14 protein-coding genes and 1 tRNA gene are annotated in these 21,101 nt (G+C 68.6%); 6 read left to right on the plus strand and 9 right to left on the minus strand.

Annotated features, from left to right (window positions below; all coding sequences use genetic code 11):
• Nucleotides 1–314: 314 nt before the first annotated feature.
• From ACIRVF_RS39910 to ACIRVF_RS39945, 8 genes are all read right to left on the minus strand, one after another.
• Nucleotides 315–388: transfer RNA gene (locus ACIRVF_RS39910), tRNA-Met, on the minus strand.
• A gap of 607 nt (nucleotides 389–995) precedes the next feature.
• Nucleotides 996–3,140, minus strand: a complete 2,145-nt coding sequence (locus ACIRVF_RS39915) for a UvrD-helicase domain-containing protein (protein ID WP_402829419.1) — start codon at nucleotides 3,138–3,140, stop codon at nucleotides 996–998.
• Nucleotides 3,141–3,217: 77 nt separating this feature from the next.
• Nucleotides 3,218–4,810 (minus strand): protein kinase, encoded by a 1,593-nt coding sequence (locus ACIRVF_RS39920; protein WP_402829421.1) that lies wholly within the window; start codon nucleotides 4,808–4,810, stop codon nucleotides 3,218–3,220.
• Between the two features lie 231 nt (nucleotides 4,811–5,041).
• Nucleotides 5,042–7,180: an AIPR family protein gene (locus ACIRVF_RS39925; protein ID WP_402829423.1), complete on the minus strand. Its 2,139-nt coding sequence runs from the start codon at nucleotides 7,178–7,180 to the stop codon at nucleotides 5,042–5,044.
• Nucleotides 7,181–7,383: 203 nt separating this feature from the next.
• Complete coding sequence (locus ACIRVF_RS39930) at nucleotides 7,384–10,566, minus strand: type I restriction endonuclease subunit R (protein ID WP_402829425.1); 3,183 nt, start codon at nucleotides 10,564–10,566, stop codon at nucleotides 7,384–7,386.
• On the minus strand, nucleotides 10,563–11,849 hold the full coding sequence (locus ACIRVF_RS39935) for a restriction endonuclease subunit S (RefSeq protein ID WP_402829427.1): 1,287 nt from the start codon (nucleotides 11,847–11,849) through the stop codon (nucleotides 10,563–10,565). Before ACIRVF_RS39935 ends, ACIRVF_RS39930 begins: the two co-directional genes overlap by 4 nt.
• The gene (locus ACIRVF_RS39940; protein WP_402829429.1) at nucleotides 11,846–13,837 is read right to left on the minus strand and encodes an N-6 DNA methylase; all 1,992 of its coding nucleotides are present in this window, start codon (nucleotides 13,835–13,837) and stop codon (nucleotides 11,846–11,848) included. The genes ACIRVF_RS39935 and ACIRVF_RS39940 overlap by 4 nt, the downstream gene beginning before the upstream one ends.
• Nucleotides 13,834–16,026 (minus strand): N-6 DNA methylase, encoded by a 2,193-nt coding sequence (locus tag ACIRVF_RS39945; RefSeq protein ID WP_402829431.1) that lies wholly within the window; start codon nucleotides 16,024–16,026, stop codon nucleotides 13,834–13,836. The genes ACIRVF_RS39940 and ACIRVF_RS39945 overlap by 4 nt, the downstream gene beginning before the upstream one ends.
• A 267-nt stretch (nucleotides 16,027–16,293) precedes the next feature.
• Between ACIRVF_RS39945 and tcmP the strand changes: the two genes are divergently transcribed.
• The gene (tcmP, locus tag ACIRVF_RS39950; protein ID WP_402829433.1) at nucleotides 16,294–17,436 is read left to right on the plus strand and encodes a three-Cys-motif partner protein TcmP; all 1,143 of its coding nucleotides are present in this window, start codon (nucleotides 16,294–16,296) and stop codon (nucleotides 17,434–17,436) included.
• Here tcmP and ACIRVF_RS39955 read toward each other — a convergent pair.
• Nucleotides 17,426–18,172, minus strand: a complete 747-nt coding sequence (locus tag ACIRVF_RS39955) for a DUF5131 family protein (protein ID WP_402829434.1) — start codon at nucleotides 18,170–18,172, stop codon at nucleotides 17,426–17,428. The genes tcmP and ACIRVF_RS39955 overlap by 11 nt on opposite strands.
• Nucleotides 18,173–18,577: 405 nt before the next feature.
• On the opposite strand from ACIRVF_RS39955, the gene rpmB reads away from it, so the two are divergent.
• Genes rpmB through rpmF form a run of 5 tightly spaced genes read left to right on the plus strand, consistent with a single transcriptional unit; the run spans nucleotide 18,578 to nucleotide 20,726 of the window.
• On the plus strand, nucleotides 18,578–18,814 hold the full coding sequence (rpmB, locus tag ACIRVF_RS39960; protein WP_402829436.1) for a 50S ribosomal protein L28: 237 nt from the start codon (nucleotides 18,578–18,580) through the stop codon (nucleotides 18,812–18,814).
• The gene (rpsN, locus tag ACIRVF_RS39965) at nucleotides 18,814–19,119 is read left to right on the plus strand and encodes a 30S ribosomal protein S14 (RefSeq protein ID WP_402829438.1); all 306 of its coding nucleotides are present in this window, start codon (nucleotides 18,814–18,816) and stop codon (nucleotides 19,117–19,119) included. Before rpmB ends, rpsN begins: the two co-directional genes overlap by 1 nt.
• 5 nt (nucleotides 19,120–19,124) lie before the next feature.
• Nucleotides 19,125–20,288, plus strand: a complete 1,164-nt coding sequence (locus ACIRVF_RS39970) for a CobW family GTP-binding protein (RefSeq protein WP_402829440.1) — start codon at nucleotides 19,125–19,127, stop codon at nucleotides 20,286–20,288.
• Between the two features lie 18 nt (nucleotides 20,289–20,306).
• Entirely contained in the window at nucleotides 20,307–20,549 is a 243-nt protein-coding gene (gene rpsR / locus ACIRVF_RS39975) for a 30S ribosomal protein S18 (RefSeq protein ID WP_402829442.1), read from the plus strand.
• Between the two features lie 12 nt (nucleotides 20,550–20,561).
• A complete protein-coding gene (gene rpmF, locus ACIRVF_RS39980) occupies nucleotides 20,562–20,726 on the plus strand; it encodes a 50S ribosomal protein L32 (RefSeq protein WP_402829444.1) in 165 nt (54 codons plus the stop codon).
• The last annotated feature ends 375 nt before the right edge of the window (nucleotides 20,727–21,101 follow it).

Raw genomic sequence — 21,101 nt, forward strand, 5'->3', positions numbered from 1 at the left:
ACGGGCCGTGGTGTCAGTGACGTGTCAGGGTGGAGTGCGTGATGTGGGGGCGGTGGGTGATGTAGTGGTCCTCGAACTCCCGCAGTACGTGCAGGAGACGGCGTTGGTTCCAGATCAGCGTCCCGCCGAGGAGTTCGCGTCGGCAAGTGAGTGCCCGGCGTTCCATTGACGGGGCCATTACGGGCAAAACGCCAGGATGATCACGGCCGCTCACCGCTGACGAATCGAGGTCGACACCGCCATCGACTGTTGACCGGAAACACGAAGGCCGGGCCCGTCGCACTGTGTGCGACGGGCCCGGCCTTGTTGCGTAGTAGCGGGGACAGGATTTGAACCTGCGACCTCTGGGTTATGAGCCCAGCGAGCTACCGAGCTGCTCCACCCCGCGTCGGTGACACCGACTCTACGGCACTTCCCGCGCAGCGCGAAATCTCATTTTCGCCGCCGCCGAGAATATGCCTGCGGCAGGTGGCGGCGGCGGCCCAGGAATCCATCATGAGCGTCACCTGCCGGATGGCTGGTCACCAGCGGACAGCTCGTACGCAATCGCCGTCTCGGAGACGAATTGGCTGCGGGCGACCGTCGCCCTGATCGTCCACCGCATGCACGGCGACCAACGCTCAGGTCGGGCGGTTCAGCTCCCGAAAGGGGCTGCACGCTGCCATCGCGTCCCACTCCCGTGCATCCGGATTCGCTCCAGGCCCGGCCGGTGGTGTCAGGGCGGCCCGGTGCATTGTGGTCACACGGTGAACAGGTAGTTGCGGCAGTCGTCGCTGACCTGCGAGACCCGGACCCATCGGCCGCGCCACCAGCGGTGCGGCCGGTAGCCGTACTGCTCCAGGTGTCGCGGCACATCCGCCGCGCGTGACCCGAACTCGCGTTTGCCCTGCCGTGGCCGGCGGAACAGGGCCGGTTCATGCGCATCGCACGGGTGGAGCGGGAGTGGATTTTCACGTAGTGGCGGGAGCACAGGGATGGTGAGCAGACTGCGCCGACTATCCTGCCTCGCAACCGGCCTCCACCAGAAAGGGGCTCGGTTGCCCGGTCCACGAGACGTACAGGCCGTCCCGTGCCCGGGTGCAGGCGACGAACAGTAGGCAGCGTTCCGCGGCGAGGTCGGCCTCGTGCTGGAGGCGGTCGACCTTCTCCGGGGTGATGGCCGACGGGTTCGGCAATGCACGGTCGTTGACACCGACGACGGCGGTGTAGCGGTACTCAAGCCCCTTGAAGGTGTGCATGGTGCCCACGTTGACCGCGTCCTCGGCCCGGGTGGCTCCAGCGCGGACCCGACTGGAGGGGATTCCGGCGGTGATCAGGCGGTCCTTCACCTTCTCGCAGGTCTTGTTGAACCGTGCGCACACTCCGATCTCCCCGTACGCGGCGCCGCCGTCCGACCACTCACGCACCTGCGCGACCAACGCGTCGAGTTCGGCCTCCTCCGTCTCCGCCGCGTGGACGCGTGGCCCGGAACCGTGCAGGGCCGAGCTGTACCCGATCAGGGTGTCGTGCCGTCCGCTGTCGGCCAGGTCGGCGTAGGGGCGGCCGAGCAGAAGTCCCGTTGCCCAGCTCAGGATCTCCTGGGTGGACCGGTAGTTCTTGCGCAGCTTGGTCGAACGGCCGGTGATGTTGATACCGAGGGACTTCAGCGACACCCGGTTGTCGTAGATCCTCTGGTGCGGGTCGCCCGCGATGAACAGGTCGTCGGGGCGCCGCGGGGCGGCCGCGCGGAGTACCCGCCACTGGGCCGGGTGCAGGTCCTGGGCCTCGTCGATGACAACGTGCCGATAGCACGGCCCCTGCCCGGTCAGCAGGTCGGCGGCCTCCACACAGGTGCCGAGGTAGGTGCGCAGTCCGTCCTCGGACAGGCGCCTGGTGAACTCCTCCACGGTCCGCCACACCCGCGGCCGGGCGGAGGGCGCCAGCGCGCTGCCGCGGCCCCGGCGCTCGCAGCGTTCGTACTCCTCCCGGCTGCGGATGTCCTGGGCGAGGACGACGTGCTTGTACTCCTGGGCCAGGAACTGTGGGGTGCCGGTGAAGCCGGTGGCTGCTGCGGCCTGCTCCCACCGTGCCGTCTCCTCGAACCCGGTGAGCGGCCGACGCGAGGTGTTGACCACGCGCCCGGCGAAGGCGTCGACGGTCACGACGTCCACCCGGTCGCGCAGGTCGGGGTCGTCTACGAGCAGGGAGAGCCCTTCGTTCAGGGAGTCCACGAGGGCGTTGGTGAAGGTGGTGAGCAGGATGCGGTCGCCGTCGCGCAGGTGCCGCAGCAGGTGCCGCACCCGGTGGAGGGCGACGACGGACTTTCCGGTTCCGGGCCCGCCGGTCACCTGCGCGGGGCCGGAGTACGACGGGCGGTAGGCGACCTTGTGCTGGGCGGGGTGAAGGAAGATCCGCCAGGCGGCGAACGGCTTGTCGAGGATGTCACGCAGTTCGTCGGCGTCCGTGACGACGGCGATCCGGGTGCGGGTGTGTGCGATGGCGGTCGCGTAGTCGGTGGTGTCGACGGGCTCCTGCGACGCCGCGTCGGCCGCCAGCGCCGGCACGACGACTTCCTGCCACGTCTGCTCGACGGTAGCCCCGAGGGCGAGGTGTTCCAGCACCTTGTACTGGTCCGGCGGGAAGAACCGCCCGAAGACGTCGAGCTGTTCCAGGCTGGTCAGCACACGCGCCTGGGTGAGGGTGGTCGCGTCGATGCCGAGAGCGGCCATCTCCCCGTCGGAGACCTTGGCGAAGAGCCGCTGCTCCTCCGCGGGCGCGATGCGCTGGTAGGTGGGGGTCAGCTCCTCCAGGGTGGCGATCTCACGGAGCTCCACGGCGCCGGTGACGGCGTTGATGGTCGCCTTCTGCTTCACCGCCCACTCGGTGGCGTCGTCGTGCGGGCCGACCCGGAGCAACACGAAGGTGTCCCCGGTCTCGGGCGCGAGGACCACGCCGCGGTATCCCTGGGTGATCCGGATGGTCCGGATCTGCCGGTCCCTGGCGCCCTTCAGGGATTCCAGCTTCAGGCCCGGGTCCTTGAAGAGCTGGTCGAGGGTGAGCCGCTCGAACTTCTCCCAGGCGTCGAACACGCCGTTCCTGACGTGCTTATCGAGCTTCTCCAGCTGCTGACAGAAGGCTCTGTCGAGGGCGAGGTGCGGCATGACGGGATTCTAGGCGTTCGCGGCGTGGCAGCAGGCTTCGAGCGGCCGTTCACCTGCTGCCGGTCGTGCGCTGTCGGTCACTTGCCGCCCAGCTCCCGGCGGAGCACGGCCAGGACCTCGGCGGCCTCGGCGGCGACGTCGTGGTGCGGGCCGTGGACGAGCACGACGTCCTCGTGCAGAGCCGCCAGACATGCCCCCGCCTCCTCCGGACTACCCTGACTGAGCAACAGCATGCCGATGTCACGGCGCAGTTCCACAGCCGCGTCGCTGACGTCGCTCTCGACGGCCCGCTCCACTTCGAGGACCGCCCGCAGCTCCGCCAACGCCTCGGTCACCTGGCCGAGTTCGCCGCGGCAGCGGGCGGCCTGGGCGCGGCAGTCGCGGGCGGCCTCACTGGTCGGCCCGTTGATGCGGCCGTACGCCTCCGTCAGCGCCTCGAACTCGGGCAGGGCCGCCCGGTGGTCGCCCGCCAGCTGCCGGCTGACCGCCCGACGGCGCCGCAACCGGAGGACGGCCTTGTTCTCGGCGCCCAGGGCTCGCGCCAGCGGCTCGATCATCTCGCCCGCGACCTCGGCGGCCTGCGTGTAGCGCTCCTCCTCCATGAGGGCGATGTAGTGCTCGTCGACCTCCCGCAGCTGAGCCCGCAGCTGCTCCCGCTCGGACGGCGACACCACGTAGCCGTCGACCTGGCCGGCTGCCGCCGCGTCCGGGGCGACACGGAGACGGCCCTCGGCCCGAGCGCGGGGTGCGTAGGGGCGGCGGTAGAGTCCGGTCGGGTCCGGCGCTCCGGGCGGCCCGGCCTCCCCGAGGGCGGAGGACTCCCCCGGCACGGGCAGGAAGGGCATCAGCCGCTCGTACACCTCCTGCACGTCCACCGGTCGGCTCTCCGGGGTCTTGCGGAGCAGGTGCAGAACCAGCGCCTCCAACTCCTCCGGCACGTCGGCGCGCAGGCCTCGCAGCGGAGTGGGCGCGGTCCGGACGTGCTGGTCCATCAGCTCGAAGTCACTGTGCGAACTGAACAGCGGCTTGCCGCAGAGGAGTTCGTGGAGCACGCAGCCGAGGGCGTAGAGGTCGGTGCGCGGGGTGACCCGGGTACCGCGCACCTGCTCGGGCGACATGTACTGGTGGGTGCCGATGGGCCGGCCCGAGGCCGTCAGCCTGGTGACGTCGGTCTGCAGGATCGCCGCGACCCCGAAGTCGAGGACCTTCACCGTGCCGTCCCGCGCGACCAGGATGTTGGACGGTTTGAGGTCGCGGTGCACCACGGGCACGTCGTGCGCGTAGGACAGCACGGTGGCGACCTGCGCGGCCACCGCCACCGCCCAGCTGACGGGAAGGGGCCGCTCCTCGTGCACGTACCGGGTGAGGGGGATGCCCTCCACCAGCTCCATGACGAGGAAGAGGTGCTCGTAGGTGCTGTCGAGGACGGCGTCGTACACCTGCGGCACGCCCGGGTGCTGGATGCGGGCGGTGATCCGTGCTTCGCGGCGGAAGCGTCTTTCGAGCTCCTCGGCCAGCCGGGGCGTGGCGGCGACGGCCTGCGGCCGGATCCGCTTCACGGCGACCGGTCGGTCCAGTACGGCGTCGTAGCCCCGCCACACATCGCCCATGCCGCCGTTGCCGAGGCGCTCCAGCAACTCGTAGCGGCCCGCGATCGGTTTGTCCGGCACCTGTCCCCGCCCCGCGTCCTGCACTTGCGCTCGCTCTTCTCCCTGAGCCCTGTCCGTCGCAGTGAGTTTCTCCGGAAGGGATCACTGCGTCCAGCCAACGGCCGAGAAGAAGCCGCGGACGGCGCGTATTGCGCCACCCCGAGTACTCGACCGGTCCCCACGCGGGCTCAGCCTTGTCGGTGCCACCGAGTGAGCTGTCGTGCCGCAGCTCGCGCCACGGCACGCTCGTGCTCACTCCTGTTCGGTCTGCTCATCGTGCAGTGCTCGTGCAAGATCGGAAAGAGTGTCGTCCGTACCGTCCAGCGTCCACCGTGCTGGGCCTTGCACTGCCACGGGGGCCTCCTGCCAGCCGGCGAGCTCGTACAGGTTGAGGACCAGTCGGGTGGGCGAATACGCCTTCCCGTCGACCGCCCATACGAGGCACCGTGTGCGGTCGTTCACCCAGGTTGCTTCACCGCGTCGTGGGTCCTCCGCGAGCCAGGGGGTGAGTGCCTCGATCTCGGGTTTGTTCCACAACCGTAGCCGGACAGGCGTGCCGTTCTTGATCCTCCCGTTGTCCACGAGGGTCGGCACGGCGTTGGGCCGACGTGGCTTGCGCTTGCTCTCCTTGGTGGCCTTGTAGATCGCCGGCAGATCGGGGATGACTCCCTCACGCTCGGCGTCGCGCAGCACCAGCTCCGCAAGCCGCTTGCAGCGCCCGGCGTCAGTCAGTGTCCCGCTCAGGAAGGAGGTGGGTCCGTACTCGGCGTCGATGTGGTGGATCAACCAGGACAGGACCCGGTTGGTGAGTGCAGGCACCTCCTGCAGTGCCGTGTCCCAGTCGAAATCCGGATCGTCGATGCGGTCCTGATCGAGAAGCTGAAAGACCAGATGGGTGAGGAGCAGGTCGCCCCGCTGACTCACGTCGGCGGCGCGCTTCTGGAACCGCTTCCGTTCCTCGTTGAGAGCAGTACCCACGGCTCGGTGCACCAGTACCGAGCGCCAGATCTGGAAGGCGCTGGGGCGCTCTCCGAAGAGGCGGGGATAGGCGCCTCTGCTCCCGCGCTCCCAGAGGAGGTCCGTGTCCCGCTTCGCACGTACGGCGAGCTCGGTGTTGCGATGCGCACAAGCCAGGGCAATGGCGGCGTGCACCACCGAACAACCCTCGTCCGGTGCTGGGTCGGGCTCACCGCGCTTGAACACGTAGGACTTCTGGAGCGACAGCATGAAGTCTTCGCGGATCATCGCCTGTACCTCGTCCAAGGCGATGAAGTCGCGCTGCTCCACGTGGTTCTGCGTATTGGTCGTCTCGGTGATGCGTCGTGCGAGGTCCGGCACGTTCTTGTCGACAACGATCACCTTGACCGTGACCTCGGCGTCCTCCACCGCTTGGTGGGACGCTTCCATCGCGCGATGTGCCGCCGCGACGGTTTGTGCGCCGTTCACGACGCTGACTCCCGAGGCGTGCAAGTGCACGGGCTCGTCCGGACGGCGGCGTCCTGGCCACTCCTCTTCGAGGTGATCGCACAGCACCGTCACCCCGTTGTTGAAGAGCCAGAAGTTCTCCGGCTCATTCATCAGAGTGTTCAGCATTCCGGAGTTGACTCGCGTAGTACCGAGCGACTGGCGCAAGTTCTGCTCGTACAGTCGGCTTTCATGCGCCTGGTACCACTCGGCCACATTGCTGGCCGGAACCGTGCCCTGGTAAGCGGTGAGTGGTGTGTTCCGCCGGAGCCAGTTCGTCATCCGCACGGTCACCCGGACAGGCTCGGGCGCGAGATCGCCACGGATCTGTCGGAGGAGGTCCGCAGCGTGGACTACGCGGTACTCAAGAACCGGTCCGAGGCCGTTGAACTCGTTCCGAGCGTCTTCGAGAACGTTGACGACTTCCTTGCTGAGGGTCCCCACACCCATGACGGCGATCACCAGAGTCACCTTCAGCCGGGCGTCGTGCATCGCTGCGTTGACACGAGCGGCGATCGGTTCAAGGCGGTCGTTGAAACGGTCGAAACTTCGCTGCTCGATGAGGCGGAGACCGGCGATGAGCTTGTGGGCCGCGTTGGTGTCGAGCTTGCCCTTGCCCTCGTCGCTCCACTTGGCTTGAACGAGCCAGACTTCCTGGGTGCCCTCGGTGACTGCTACGCCGTCGATGCCTTGATCGTCTTCACCATCGATGACGGAGGCGCCGGCGGCCGCGTGATCGCAGCCGGTCACTTCGCGCACGGCAGCCGCCGTCAACGCACGGGAGAGGAACCGCTGTTCGTAACCCTGCTGGTCGTAGCCTTTCAGGTCCTCGTGGTAGATGAGTCCCTTGTACTGCTGCAGAAGCGCAGTGCTGATCTGGTGGATGTGGATAGGAGCGGTTGCGGCCCTGCGTTCTGCTTCTTCCAACTCTTTCCCCCAGCGCTGTGACCTGCGTCTCCTGACGCAGTCTAGGTCCTTCCCGACGGTCCGCAGGCGAAGTTGGCGGATGTTGAAGCGCTCCCGGAGGGGAGGAGTTCCACCGACCATCAGATGCGGCACGCTCTGTGGACCCGGCCATGCCCGTCAGGCGAGGTTGCGGTCCGACACCGATGATGCCGGACCGCAACCCGTCAGAAGTCGTCCAGCCCCTCCTCGCGGCGGATCATCCGCCAGGCGGCGCGGCGCGCACTGCGGTCGAGGTTGGACTTGAAGTCCCGGTCCGTCCCGAAGTAGCGCTTGCCGAGCGTGTCGATCGTGGAGACGTGGTCCATCATGTTCTCCTCGAACTTCTTGTCGAAGACGACGCCGAAGTTCTCCTCGTCGTTGACGAGGGCGGCGGCCCGGACCTTCGGGTCCTTCTTCGTCGCGTTGAAGGCCGGGAGGACGTCCTCCTCGGTGAACTCGGTGCCGAACTTCGCGTTGAACTTCTCGATCAGTTCGGACAGCAGCGACTTCTCGTCGTCCTTCCCGCCGCCGACTCCGTCGCCGAAACCGCTGAGTTCAGCGGGACCTTCTGGGAGCAGGGACTTGTCGTGCTCGCCGGTCTTCTCCACGCGCAGGTGGCTGAGGTCGACCTCGCCTATGTCGACGCCGCCGTCCGCGAGGCGGGGCAGCCGGTTGAGCAGGTAACGGCCGTACAGGTACAGCCGTTCCAGGTCGGCATCCTGGTAGGGAACGATCTGCGCGAGGAACCCGTACTTGCGGACGTAGTCGTTGAGGTTGGCCCGGAACTCCTCGGCGGCCTCGACGTCGTCCTCCTCCCCGCTCTCCAGCAGAGTGCTGAAGCGGATGACGGCGGGGGAGAGCAGCCGGTACAGCTCGGCGTGCAGCTTCTCCCACTTGGCCTGGGACCCACCGGCCTTCTCCTGCGCCTCGAAGTACGCGGCGACGAACTCGTCCATGTCCTGCTCCGAGACGATCGGCGCGGACATGACTCGGCTCTGAGCCGTGTAGAGGAGGTTCGGGTCGGAGGGCAGGGTGTGCGCCTCCTCGAAATACGGGCGGAAGGCGTCCTGGATGTCCTCGGCCTCGTTGACGAAGTCCAGGACGGCCAGGTCGGCCTGCGACTTGCGGTCGGCGGTGCGGTTGAGGCGCGAGAGCGTCTGCACGGCGGCGATGCCGGTCAGCGTCTTGTTGACGTACATGGTGGTGAGGAGCGGCTGGTCGAAGCCGGTCTGGTACTTCTCTGCGACGACCAGGATCCGGTACTCCTGCTGCCCCTTGCCGCCGGCCTTCGCGGCCTTGTCGTCGGCACGGGTGTAGGCGAACGCCTTGGGCAGCGCGCTCTCCGACAGACCACCGTTCTCCTTGCTCTCGGTGGTCTCCTCGCCGTCGAGGGTGAGGGATCCGGAGAAGGCGACCAGGACACCGAGGTCCGGGTACCTGGTGTCGTACTCGCGGTCGGCGAGGTAGCTGCGGATGGCGCGGGCCATCTGCACGGCGGAGTGCCGGGACGCCGTGACCACCATGGCCTTGGCCCGTCCACCGAGCCGACCACGGGTGTGGGCGACGAAGTGCTCCACGATCACCTGGGCGTGCTGGGACACCGTGTGCTCGTGCATCAGCGCGAACCGGGCCAACAGGCTGTTCGCCTTGGAGGGGTCGACCTCCTTCTCGTCCCGGTTGAGGTTCGCGAGCTTCCAGTAGGTGTTGTAGGTGACGTAATTGCGCAAGGGGTCGAGGATGAAGCCCTCTTCAATGGCCTGGCGCATGGAGTAGGTGTGGAAGGGACGGTAGACGGCCTTGCCGTCCTCCATGCCTTCCGTGCCGAAGAGTTCGAGCGTCTTGGCCTTGGGGGTCGCCGTGAAGGCGAAGTAGGAGAGGTTGGCGGCCTGGGAACGCTCGACCGCTTTCGCCTTCAGCTTGTCGTCGAGGGTGACGGTGGTCGCGCCCCGGTCGTCCGAGTCGGCATCCAGGCCGAGGTCGCGCAGGGCGGACTTCACGGCGGTGGCGGCGTCACCGGACTGGGAGGAGTGCGCTTCGTCCACGATGATCGCGAAGCGGGTGCCCTTGATCTCGGTGGGATTGCGCTTGATGTAGTCCAGCAGTGCCGGGAACGAGTGCAGGGTGACCGTGACGATCTTCCCCGTGTCCCGGGAAAGGGCGCGGGCCAACTGCTCGCTCTTCGCCCCGTGCCTCTCGTCGACCTTCACGACCAGGCCGTCGGTCTGCGAGAAGCTACCGACCGTCTCCCGGAGTTGCGCGTCCAGGTTGCGGCGGTCGGTGATGACGATGACCTTGTCGAAGACGGGCTCGCCGGGCTTGAGGCGGCCGGCGGCGACGGCCTCGGGGTCGAGGACGGCCGGGTCGGTATCGGCGTGCAGATCACTCAGGCGGTGAGAGAGCCAGCCGATGGTGTTCGACTTTCCGGAGCCGGCCGAGGCCATCACCAGGTAGTTCTGGCCGGCACCGTGCGCGGCCGCGTGCGCGGTGAGCTTGCGGACCACGTCCCACTGGTGGAAGCGGGGGAAGATCGTCGATTTGGAAGTGCCGCCGCCGGGCGTCCTGTGCTTCTGCTGGTGCACGAAGCGCTGGAGGAGGTCGAGCCAGTTGTCCCGCTGCCAGACCTCTTCCCAGAGGTAAGACGTGGCGTACCTGCCGTGGGCGGTGGGGGAGGGGTTGCCGGCCCCACCGGGCTGGCCGGGGCCGTTGGAGCCCGTGTTGAACGGCAGGAAGCGGGTACTCTTGCCGCGGAGCTGGGTGGTGACGAAGGCCAGGTCCGGGTCGACCGCGAAGTTGGCGATGACGCGGCGCGTGAAGATCAGCTCGGTCGGGTCGCGGTCGTCCCGATACTGCTCCTTGGCCTGCTCGACGCCCTGACCGGTGAGCGGATTCTTCAACTCGGCGGTGGCGACGGGGATGCCGTTGAGGAACAGGGTCAGGTCGAGGCGGTGACCCCAGTCGGCCTGCTTGGTGGCATAGAGGAGTTCCCGGACGACGGTGAGGCGGTTGGCCCGGTAGCCGTCGAGGACCGAGTCCGCAGAGATGAGGTTGGGCCTGAAGTAGGCGACACGGAGACGGACCCCGCGGTCCTTCACTCCGTTCCGGAGGACGTGGAGAAGGCCGTCGTCGGCGATGGCCCGGTCGAGGCGCTGCGCGAAACCGCGCTGCGCCTCGTCGGGGTTGCCGCCGTAGACGGTGAGGAGCTCGTTCCACTCATCGGGCTGGGTAGCGCCGATGAACGTGAACAACTCGTTGGTGTCCAGGCCGAGGTCGGGCCGGTAGTCCTCCGGGTTCGCCTCCCGCCAGCCGCGCTCGCAGAGGGCGGCGACGATGGCGGAACCGAAGGAAGATTCGTCGTGCACGGGGCTCAAGCGGAGACTCCTTCGGTGACGTTGCGGCCGCTGGCGGTGGTGACGTCGAACTGGCCGGTTACGGCGGCGGTGATGAGCGCCTGGCGGCGTTCGGCCAGGACTTTGAGCTGGCGAGACAGCAGCTCTGCAAGCTGCTCCTGCAACCGAGCGTCAGCATCGAGCCTGTCAGTCAATCTGTCCTGCGCTTCTCGAGCCGGGAAGGGGAATTTGTGGGCACGTAGTTGCTCTCCAGTTAGGTGAGCAATAGTGGTCGAGTTGCCCTCGATAGCGAAAACATTCTGGGCGGTTGCCGCGCGTAGGCAGTAGAACAGCCAGCGAGGCGAACTATAGCCGCGAGCGCGAACGCGATGCAGTGCCTTTTGGTAGTACATCTCACTGATTCGGCCATCCCAGATGGCAGCGCGTCCCGGCTCACCTCCCTCGCAAATCAGCAGATCTCCAGGCTTTAGGGAATAGCGCGCTTGTTCTTCCGGGGGAAAATCCATCAAAAGAAGGTCGTCTGTGGTGATGCGGTCCCACTGTACGTTGGTGTTGCGCAGGTATTGAGCGAGGTGAGCCCCGTGAACTCTCTCCTGGTTCAGCATCTTCCCCAGGAGGACTTCAAACTCATAACTTACCGGCATGATTGGCCAGGATGAGGGAACTGTGCCGAGCCAGCCCAGGCCGCTTGGTTTCCGGGGGCCCGGTTCCGTCGCCCCCTGCACCGTTTCGAGGGTGCGGGTAAGGAAGCGCGTGGCGAGGAGCTCCTGCTGGCAGTGCCTAGCTCGGGAAATATTATCGAGGCGAGAGGTCTCGGCGTCGAGGAAGTCGGCGATGCGGCGCTGTGTGGCCAGTGGCGGATCGGGAAGCATTAGATTGCCGACTTGCTCGGCATTGAGGTTGGCCTGCGTGTTGCTTCGCGCAAACTCCGTGAGAGTTGGCTTTATGGCATCCAGGGCGTACTTTACGAACCTTACGTCGTAAGACGGTGAGACGTCGATCCCTAGAATGGCCTGGTTCCAGCTGGCCCGCGCCGTCAGGAATGCGGTGTGGCCGAGGCTCGCGTACATGCTCAGGAGTAGGGTTCCCGGGGCACCTACTGGGAGGCGAGCGGCCGAAGCCCCTGAATCCGTAACCCTGCGGCTAGTGGTGGTGACCTGCTCCCGCCCGGACATGTCTCCGATGGACACCCATGGCAGTCCTGTCTCCTCGTCATCCGACCAGAAGGATGGCTCGGCAACGGAGGGGGTTCCACCTGCAGTGCTGGTAGCCACCCACTTCAGCTTCGTAACGGGAAAGGTCATTCCGTGACCTCCCCCAGCAGCTTCTGAATCTCCGACTCCAGCGTTTTCAGCTCCGCGTCGATATCAGCCAGCGGCCGCGGGGGCTCGTACACGTAGAAGTGACGGGTGAACGGGATCTCGTATCCAATCTTCGTCTTGCTGTGGTCGATCCACGCGTCCGGTACGTGCGGGTGGACCTCCCGCGCCAGGTACTCCTCGACATCGTCGCCCAGCGGGACGTTCTCGTAGTCCCGCAGGTCGGCGTCCGGCTCGGGCTGGCCCTTGATGAGCTGGACCTCGCCCTCCGGGTCCCGGACGCCGATCAGCTCGCGCAGTGCCTTGTTGAACGGCGCGCCCGTGGGCCAGGTCTCGCCGGCTTGGACCACCGCGTCCTTCAGGGCGAGCCAGGCGTCCTGCTTCGTCGTCCAGCTCTCGCCCGTCAGGGACTTGAAGGCGTCCGCCAGGGCCAGGGCCTGCGGAAGCTTCTGGATGACCTTGGACGCCTCCAGCGCGGCCAGCGTCTCCTCCGTCACCTCGAACCGCAGCTTCAGCGGGCGTTCCACCGTGATCCGCTGGTAGCCGAAGTCCTCGTTGCGGAAGACCTTGACCTTGCCGTGCAGCGGGTGCTCGGCATCGCCCGCCACGTCGAGGGCCTCGCCGTACAGCTTCACCACGGTGGCGATGTGGTCAACGCTGAGCCGCTTGCGCTTGTCGCCCAGGGACTTGCGCATCTTCTGCCACTGGTCGCGGGCGTCCAGCAGGACGACCTTGCCCTTGTGGTCCGGGCTCTTCCTGTTCGTCAGGATCCAGAAGTACGTGGAGATGCCGGTGTTGTAGAACAGCTGGTCCGGCAGGGCGACGATGCCCTCCAGCCAGTCGTTCTCCAGGATCCAGCGGCGGATCTCCGACTCGCCCGAGCCGGCCGCTCCCGTGAAAAGGGGCGAGCCGTTGAAGACGATCGCGATACGCGAGCCGCCCCCGCCGTTGACGTCCACCGGCTTCATCTTCGAGATCATGTGCTGGAGGAACAGCAGCGACCCGTCGTTGATGCGCGGCAGGCCCGCGCCGAAGCGGCCGGCCTCGCCGAGCGACTTGTGTTCGGCCTCGACCTCGTCCTTGACCTTCTTCCACTCCACGCCGAACGGCGGGTTGGCCAGCATGTAGTCGAAGGTCTTGCGCGCGTGGCCGTCATCCGAGAAGGAGTTGCCGAAGGCGATGTTCTCCGGGTCCTGACCCTTGATCATCAGGTCGGACCGACAGATCGCCCAGGACTCGGGGTTGAGCTCCTGCCCGAACACCTCGACCGTGGCGCCCTGGTTGAGGTCCGTGATCAGGTCGTCCATCGCGGAGAGCATGCCGCCCGTGCCACAGGCCGGGTCGAGGACGGTGCGCACCGCGCCCGGGAGCTGGAGCGCGTCGCCGTCCGGGGCGACCAGCAGTCGCACCATGAGCTGGATGACCTCGCGCGGCGTGAAGTGCTCACCGGCCGTCTCGTTGGACTGTTCGGAGAAGCGGCGGATCAGCTCTTCGAAGATGTAGCCCATGTTGTGGTTGGGCACGATCTCGGGCCGCAGGTCCAGGTCGGTGAACTTGCCGATGACCTGGTAGAGCAGACCGGCACCGTCCAGCCGCTTGATCTGCTGGGCGAACTCGAAGCGGTCCAGCACGCTGCGGGCGTTGTCGGAGAACGCCCCGACGTACACGGCGAGGTTCTTGGCCGCGTTCTGCGGGTCCGCCGCGATCTTCTTCAGGGTCAGGCCGGACCTGTTGTAGAAGGCGTGGCCCGAGGCCCGGCGCAGGAAGCGGTCCGGGTCGATGTCGCTGTCCTTGTACTGCTCCGCGATCTCCGCGACCTTTTCGCGGGTCGGTTCCAGCACGCACTCCAGTCGCCGCAGCACCGTGAACGGCAGGATGACCTTGCCGTAGTCGGACTGCTTGTAGTCCCCCCGCAGGAGGTCGGCGACGGACCACGCGTGGTTCGCCAACTCCGTGTGCTTGCTGCTGTTCAAGACTTCTTCCGCTTCCCTTCCAGGGCCGGTACGGATGGCGTGAGTGGGAGTTCGAGTGTTTCGGGTTCGCTCGGGACGAGCTGCCCGCCGGTGAGGCCGTCGGCCACGAGCCGCGCCGTCCGCTCGGCGAACTCCTCGGCTCGGCGGGCTTGTTCGCGCAGGGCGGCGACGTGTCGGAACGCCTTCCCGTACCGCCGCTGTTCCTCCAGCGGTAGCAGGGGAACGCGCAGCCGGCCCGGGCTGAGGTGCAGGGTGGAGCTGCCGGTGGAGGCGCCGGCCAGGTTGGCTTCCGAGCCGAGGAAGCCGTGGAGGAACCAGGAGTCGAGGCGCGCCGGATCGGGACGGAAGAGGTGGACGTTCGGGCCGAGCAGCACGCCCGCCTCGTCCTCGCCCGCGACCCGCGCGACGGGGCCCCGGCCGCCGATCAGGCCGCGGACCAGCACGTCGCCCACGGCGATCTCCGGCACCTGTTCGGTGGCCTGAGCGTCGTCGATCCTCCCGGTGGGTCCGCTTCCGCGGGCGATGTCGTCACCGGTGAGGGCTGGTCGGGTCGCCCCGCTGCCTACGTCCGGACCGCCTTCGCCGTCTGCCTGTCGAGGCGCGGCGGGGGTTGTTCGCAGGACCTTCAGGGCGCCGCCCCGGGCCAGGTCGGACACGGTGGCCGAACGCCACTGCCGGGCCGAGGCGCCTGCCGCGCTCCACGGCTCCGTGGCGGCCAGGGAGGCGACCGACCGCGTTGCCTCGGTGAGTGCCTCGCGGGCCGTGACGGCCTGGTCGGCCAGTTCTCGTGGGTCCATGTCCGTCTGGGACGCACGCACCTGGCGGGCCGGGGTCACGTCGACGACCTCGTCGAGCAGGTCGACCACGCTCGCCGCCCGTGCCACGCCGGCCTGCGGCTCGAACGCGTTCGGCTCCTTGATGTAGGTCTTCCACGCGAAGAGGATCTGCTCGGTCACTCGTGTCCAGTCCACCGCACCGGAACGGCTGCCGCCTCGCTGCGGAGCCGTGGGTTCGCCCGTGGTGTCGACGAAGAGCACTGTCCGGTGCGCCGGCCAGGACGGCTGCGGCCGCTGCAGTACCCACACCTGCAGGCCGATGTGCAGCGGAATTGCCGCTCCCGGTGGCAGGGCCACCACCGCCCGCAGCGCGCCGCTGCGGATCAGCTCGGCGCGGATGCGACGGCCGGAGGAGCGGGACGCCGTGGCCGGCGGGAGGAGCAGTACGGCGTGGCCACCCGGTTCGAGGTGGGCCAATGCGTGCTGGACCCAGGCGAGTTCGGATTCGGCGCGGGGCGGGAAACCGTAGGCCCAGCGCGGGTCGTAGGCCAGTTCGTCGTGACCCCAGTCCCGGTCGCCGTAGGGAGGGTTGCACAGCACGGCGTCGACGGTGAGGTCCGGGAAGGCGTCGGCGCGCAGGCTGTCACCCGTGCGCACGGTGACGGCGGAGCCATCCTGGGCCGTCAGGGTCAGGCCGACCGCAGTGCGCCGCGCCTGGACGGGAAGGCTGTCCTGCCCGTAGAGCTCGCGCGCGCCGAGCGCGGCGGCGGCCGACAGCAGGGTGCCGCTGCCGCAGGCGGGGTCCAGGATCCGAGCCGGAGAGCCCGGAACCAGGCGGGCCAGCAGGTCGGCGAGTGCGGCCGGCGTCCGGTAGGCGCCGCTGGCGGCACTGTCCTCCAGCTCCCTGTCCGCGAGTACGCCCAGCGCTGTCTGTGCGCCCTCGTCGCGGACGCAGAGCAGCAGGGCTCGCAGCACGGGGGCGTCGGCGTCGGTGAACCGGACGGGCGCCGTGTCCGGCACCACATCCACGACCTCGGCCGCCGCGTCGTTCGCCTGCTTCACCAGATCGGCGTCGACGAGTGCGTGCAGACCGGTGAGGCCGTCGGCGGGGCGGCGGGCCGCGGCCAGGACCAGCAGGAGCAGATCGGACGTGCCGGCGCCGGCCCGCTCGCGAAGGCGCAGGGTGGTGCGCAGTTCCCCGCTGGGTGTGGCCGCCGTGCGCTGTCCGCGTGAGGCGAGCCATGCGCGGATCTGCTCCAGGTCGTACAGCGGGCTGCTGTCCGTGCCACCCGAGGGTGCCGGGAAGTCCTCGTGCCGACGGCGCCAGTTACTGACGGTGGCACGCGTGACTCCCGCGATGCGGGAGATCTCGGCGGCGGTCACCTGGGCGGATGGTGCGGGCGGCTGCGACATGGGTGTGGTCCTGGTTCCGATGGTCGGCTTGGTTGCACCATACAGCACAAGTCAACTTCGGAATAATGTTGAACAGTGCTTTCACTGGCATGGTTACATGTATCTGCTTTCCCGTCCAGGTTCGTGTGGACGTCCGGGGCACTGTTGTGCCCCGCGCGGCGGCACGGCGTGGCCGGATGGCTGACACATGGTCTTTACGCGATGCACGCGCCGCACCCACCCTGGAGCGATCAGTGGTCGGGTCGTACCGGGCGCGGAGGGGGATGAATGTCGAAGGGCACATCGGGGGAGTACTGGTCGGCACCTGCGCTGCCCAGCGTCTTCAAGCACACCTTGCTCAGCCGCTACATACCCCGCTTCGGAGGGATGACCGGCTCGAAGAGCGGTGGTGAGGTCGTCTATCTGGACGGGTACGCCGGTGAGGGTCGCTACGAGAACGGAGCGGCGGGATCGGCCGAACACGTCCTCAAGGTCGCGGCTGACCACCAGGCGAAGAACCTGGTTCGCTGGACCTGCTTCTTCGCGGAGAGGTCCGCGCCGTCCTTCTCCCAGCTGGAGTCCGTTGTCGCCGAGTACCGCGGGCAGGGCGTCGACGCCCGCGCCTTCCACGGTGACGTGACAGGACTCATGGACGAGGTGCTGGCCGCCGCCGTAGGCCGACCGCTGTTCCTGTTCCTGGACCCGTGCGGGCTCGCCCTGCCGTTCGACACCCTCGTCGACGTTCTCGCCAGGCGCCGCAAGGAGACCTGGCCGCCGACCGAGCTGCTGCTCAACTTCAGCATGATGGCGGTGCGCCGGATCGGAGGGAACTCCCACTCTTCCAAGGGGAACGAGCGGACCAATGAGCGCCTGGACGAGGTGTGCGGCGGACGCTGGTGGCGGGACTTCTTCGCCGACGGCTACACCAGGGACGCAGACGACAAAGTCGCCGCCGAGTACAGCAGGCTCCTCGGCGAACGGACGGGCATGACCACGGTCTCGGTGCCCGTCACCAATGCACCGGGCCGGAAGGCCGTCTACAACCTGGTCTTCGGGACGCGCAGCAACCACGGTCTGTGGGCATTCGGCGATGCGCATGCCCGGGCCCGTGACACGTGGTGGGAAGGGCTCGAACTGACCGAGGACGACGCGCTGTTCTCGGTGGCGACCCTGCAGCGTCCCGATCCTGACCACGTCCGCGCTCGGGCCGTACCGGCCATGGCCGCGAATCTGGCCGAACTGCTGCGGGCCGGGCGTCCGTTCAAGCTGGTCGACCACACGCTGCAGGTGTTCGGGGAACACTACGGCCAGGTCCCCGAGACGGTCGCCCGCCAGGCGGTCAAACACCTGCACGGAGCAGGGGGAACGCCCAGCGACGGCAAGGGATCCCCGGTTCACAAGCTGGAGGTCCGCCCGCCGGTCAGACCGTGACGGGCAAGGGCATCTGGTCCCAGGTCCGTCCGTCCAGCAACCGCCCGCCGGCCTTGGGAGTGCGGCCTCCCCACTGCTTGAAGAAGAACGCCACGTTCTCCTCCTGGCAGACGTCTCGCACCTGCCTGACCCAGGACGCCTCCACCGGCCGGTGGCCGGGGCCCGACTCGCCGCCGGCAATCACCCAGTGGATGCCGTCCAGACCGAGCCCCTCCAGCGGGCCGAGCAGCGGCTCGCACGACAGGAACCGCACCGCCGCCGGGACGTCGCGGAGGTCGTCGACCCGGTCGAGTTCGGCCGAGCTCTCCACGGACACCCCCATCCACACGTTTTCCGGCCAATCGAGCCGGTCGGCGACGCGCCGGAGCCGCCTCGCCCGCTTGGTCAGCACCTGGTAGGTGTGCTGAGGGGTGTCCGCCATCACTGCGAAGACCCGGCGCACGAAGTCGAGCGGCACCTTCGCGTGGAACAGGTCCGACATCGAGTTCACGAACACCGTCCGCGGGTTCTTCCAACCGTATGGCACCATCAGGGCGTCCCGGTGGAGCGTGAGAGCGAAACCCGGCCCCGACGTGCGGGCGTCACCGTCCGCCTGGTACTTCTCCGCGCCCATCGCCTTCAATCGCTTCGCCAGCGCGAGGGCGTAGCAGTTGTCACATCCGGATGAGACCCGGTCGCACCCGGTGGTGGGGTTCCAGGTCGCCTCCGTCCATTCGATGGCGCTGCGATCGCTCATCAGTGGCCTCCTGTTGGGCCACCACATCCGACTGAGGCCCTTTCGACTATGGGTTCTCAACCTAGCCGAATCGAAGCTGACTTGAGTGTGCGGTCCCGGACAGTCACTCCCGTGCCCGCATGATCGAACGGTGTGTTCGTGCGCCGAGGTGCCCCCAGAAGGGTGTCAGGTGCACGCGGGGCGCAGCACCCCGCCCCAGCGTGCGGACGGGCGCTATCCGATTCAGCGCGGTCGGGGGCCGGGCGCAGGCCGTTGCGGGCCACGGGGTCCGCCTGGGGGTGGATGGGGATCGGGCGTAGCAAATGAAATCCATTTTCATCTAGGTTATGGTGGGGGCGCCGCCCGGGCCGCCGTGCCCGGGGCGGGCGCTCGCCATGTCCTTGTACCCGTCCGATGGAGCAGCCCATGTCCGCCCACTGCCAACTGACCGGCCGCAAGCCGGCGTTCGGCAACGCGATCTCGCACTCGCACCGCCGTACCGGCCGCCGGTTCGACCCGAACATCCAGCGCAAGCGCTACTGGCTGCCCAGTGAGGGCCGGTACGTGCGCCTCACCTTGAGCGCCAAGGGCCTGAAGACCGTCGACGTGATCGGGATCGAGGCCGCCGTCGCCCGCATCCGAGCCCGGGGGGAGAAGGTCTGATGGCCAAGCAGAGCAAGATCGCCAGGAACGAGCAGCGGCGCGCGACCGTCGCGCGGTACGCCGAGCGCCGGGCCGAACTCAAGCGGATCATCGCCCACCCGGGCACCGGGCCTGCCGAGCGTGCCGCGGCGCAGGCCGAACTCGCCCGTCAGCCGCGCGACGCCAGCGCCACCCGGATCCGCAACCGCGACGCCGTCGACGGCCGCCCGCGCGGCTACCAGCGTGCCTTCGGCCTCTCCCGGATCAACCTGCGCACCCTGGCCCACGCCGGACAGCTGCCCGGTGTGCGCAAGTCGAGCTGGTGAGCGCGGTGCCCGAACACCTGAGGCTCCCGGTCGTGGTGGTGGCCGGCCTGCACCGCGCCGAACGCCGCCGGGCCGTCCAGGAGTTGCTGGACGGAAGCGTCAACGGCGTCGTCCTCCACCACGACCTGCGCGACGCCACACGTCGCACCGTCCACCGCGAACTCCGGGACGCCGGCGGCACCGTCGTCACGTCGGACCTCCCGCTGACCAACGACTGCGCCTGCTGCGCCCTGCGCGAGGACCTGCTGCCCGAGCTGCTGCGCCTGGCCGAGAAGGGGCAGCACGGGCCGGCCGTCGTCGAGCTGTGGGGCGGCAGTGACCCGCACCCGGCAGTCGAGGTGATCGCGGGCGGTGAGGTGGACGGCCGCCCGGCGGACGAGTTCATCGAACTGGCGGGCGTGGTGGTCGCGGTCGACCCCGACCGGCTGCTGGGTGAACTCTCCGTCCCGGACGACCTGGCCGAGCACGGCGAACACACCTCCCCGGACGACACCCGGACGCGCGCCGAGGCACTGGCCCACCAGATCGAGTACGCCACCACGATCGCCGTCGCACGCGGGGGCGGGGCAGGGCTGGCCCTGCTCCGGCAGCTCCACCCGATGGCCCGGCGCGTCCTGCTCGGCACCGGCGAACTGCTGCGCGCCGCACTCGGCGGGTTCGACGTGGCCGCGGCGCGCGACCGGGTGAATCCGGCTCTCGCACTGCTGCCGCAGGAGCGCGACGAGGCGGGGGTGGCCACCCTGGTGTGGGAGCGACGGCGGCCGCTGCATCCGGTCCGTCTGTACGAGGCGCTGGAGCTGCTGGTGCCGGCCGCCCAGCGCAGCCGTGGCCGGTTCTGGCTGGCCAACCGTCCCGAGCTGATGCTCGCCTGGGACGCGGCCGGTGCGAACCTGGCCGTCGAGGAGTGCGGGCCCTGGCTCGCCTCGCTGCCGGACGCCGCCTGGGAGCTGTACCCGCCCGCCCGCCGGGCTGCCGCGGCCCTCGACTGGGATCCCGCCCACGGCGACCGTGTCCAGCAACTCGTCTTCACCGCCGAGGGGTTGGACGTCGACGGGATCACCGATCTGCTCGACTCCTGCCTGCTCACCGACGCCGAACTGATGGCGGGGGAGAGCGGCTGGAAGGCCCTGCCCGACGCCTTCGAGGACCTGCTCGAACCCGTCTCCTGACCAGAGAGAAGGACCGACATGGCCAAGCGCCCCGCCGGCGGACGGCCGGCCCGTCCGCGCCCGAACCCGCTGTTCGAGGCGGGCACCACGTACATCGACTACAAGGACACGGACCTGCTGCGGAAGTTCGTCTCGGATCGCGGCAAGATCCGCAGTCGCCGGGTCACCCGCCTCACCGTTCAGCAGCAGCGGGCGATGGCCCGGGCGATCAAGAACGCCCGCGAGATGGCCCTGCTGCCCTACGCCTCCACGGCCCGATAGGAGGGAACTCACATGGCCGTTCCCAAGCGCAAGACCTCCCGCAGCAACACCCGCCACCGCCGTTCGCAGTGGAAGGCCGCGACCCCGCAGCTCGTCCCGATCGTCGTCGACGGGCGTGAGCACCTGGTGCCGCGCCGTCTGGTCAAGGCCTATGAGCGAGGGCTGCTGAAGCCCTGAGCACAGGAAGGAGCCGCGGCGCGGGGGCGCCGCGGCTCCTTGTGGGTGCCGGGATGTCACGGCGTGGTGGCAGCGGTACTTGTCGAGGACGAAGCTCGTCCGGACGTGACCCGAGGAGTCCCCGGTGCCGGTGGACTCGACGGTGGCGACATCGTCCGCGCCTTCACGACCACCACGTGGCGGAACCGCTCGACCAGGCCTTCGCCCGCACCACCGCGCACCTGCGGCTGCGATGACCCGCCCGGTTCTGCGCGAGTGCCGGGGTGGGCCGGGGGGGGGGGGGGGGGGCCCCCCCCCTCGGGCCCGGGAGCGGGGGGTGCGGCCCCCCCGGGCGGGCGCGGGGCGCGGGCGGCGGTGGAAGCGGGGGCGGCGGGC

Source organism: Kitasatospora sp. NPDC101157, from assembly GCF_044768255.1.
In the GTDB taxonomy this organism is placed as follows: Bacteria; Actinomycetota; Actinomycetes; order Streptomycetales; family Streptomycetaceae; genus Kitasatospora.

What these genes read in the sequence shown, in the direction of transcription:
- ACIRVF_RS39945 (WP_402829431.1), bottom strand. Translation starts at nt 16,026, where the DNA reads ATGTCGCAGCCGCCCGCACCATCCGCCCAGGTGACCGCCGCCGAGATC.
- rpmF (WP_402829444.1), top strand. Translation starts at nt 20,562, where the DNA reads ATGGCCGTTCCCAAGCGCAAGACCTCCCGCAGCAACACCCGCCACCGC.
- ACIRVF_RS39915 (WP_402829419.1), bottom strand. Translation starts at nt 3,140, where the DNA reads ATGCCGCACCTCGCCCTCGACAGAGCCTTCTGTCAGCAGCTGGAGAAG.
- rpmB (WP_402829436.1), top strand. Translation starts at nt 18,578, where the DNA reads ATGTCCGCCCACTGCCAACTGACCGGCCGCAAGCCGGCGTTCGGCAAC.
- ACIRVF_RS39955 (WP_402829434.1), bottom strand. Translation starts at nt 18,172, where the DNA reads ATGAGCGATCGCAGCGCCATCGAATGGACGGAGGCGACCTGGAACCCC.
- rpsN (WP_402829438.1), top strand. Translation starts at nt 18,814, where the DNA reads ATGGCCAAGCAGAGCAAGATCGCCAGGAACGAGCAGCGGCGCGCGACC.
- tcmP (WP_402829433.1), top strand. Translation starts at nt 16,294, where the DNA reads ATGTCGAAGGGCACATCGGGGGAGTACTGGTCGGCACCTGCGCTGCCC.
- rpsR (WP_402829442.1), top strand. Translation starts at nt 20,307, where the DNA reads ATGGCCAAGCGCCCCGCCGGCGGACGGCCGGCCCGTCCGCGCCCGAAC.
- ACIRVF_RS39935 (WP_402829427.1), bottom strand. Translation starts at nt 11,849, where the DNA reads ATGACCTTTCCCGTTACGAAGCTGAAGTGGGTGGCTACCAGCACTGCA.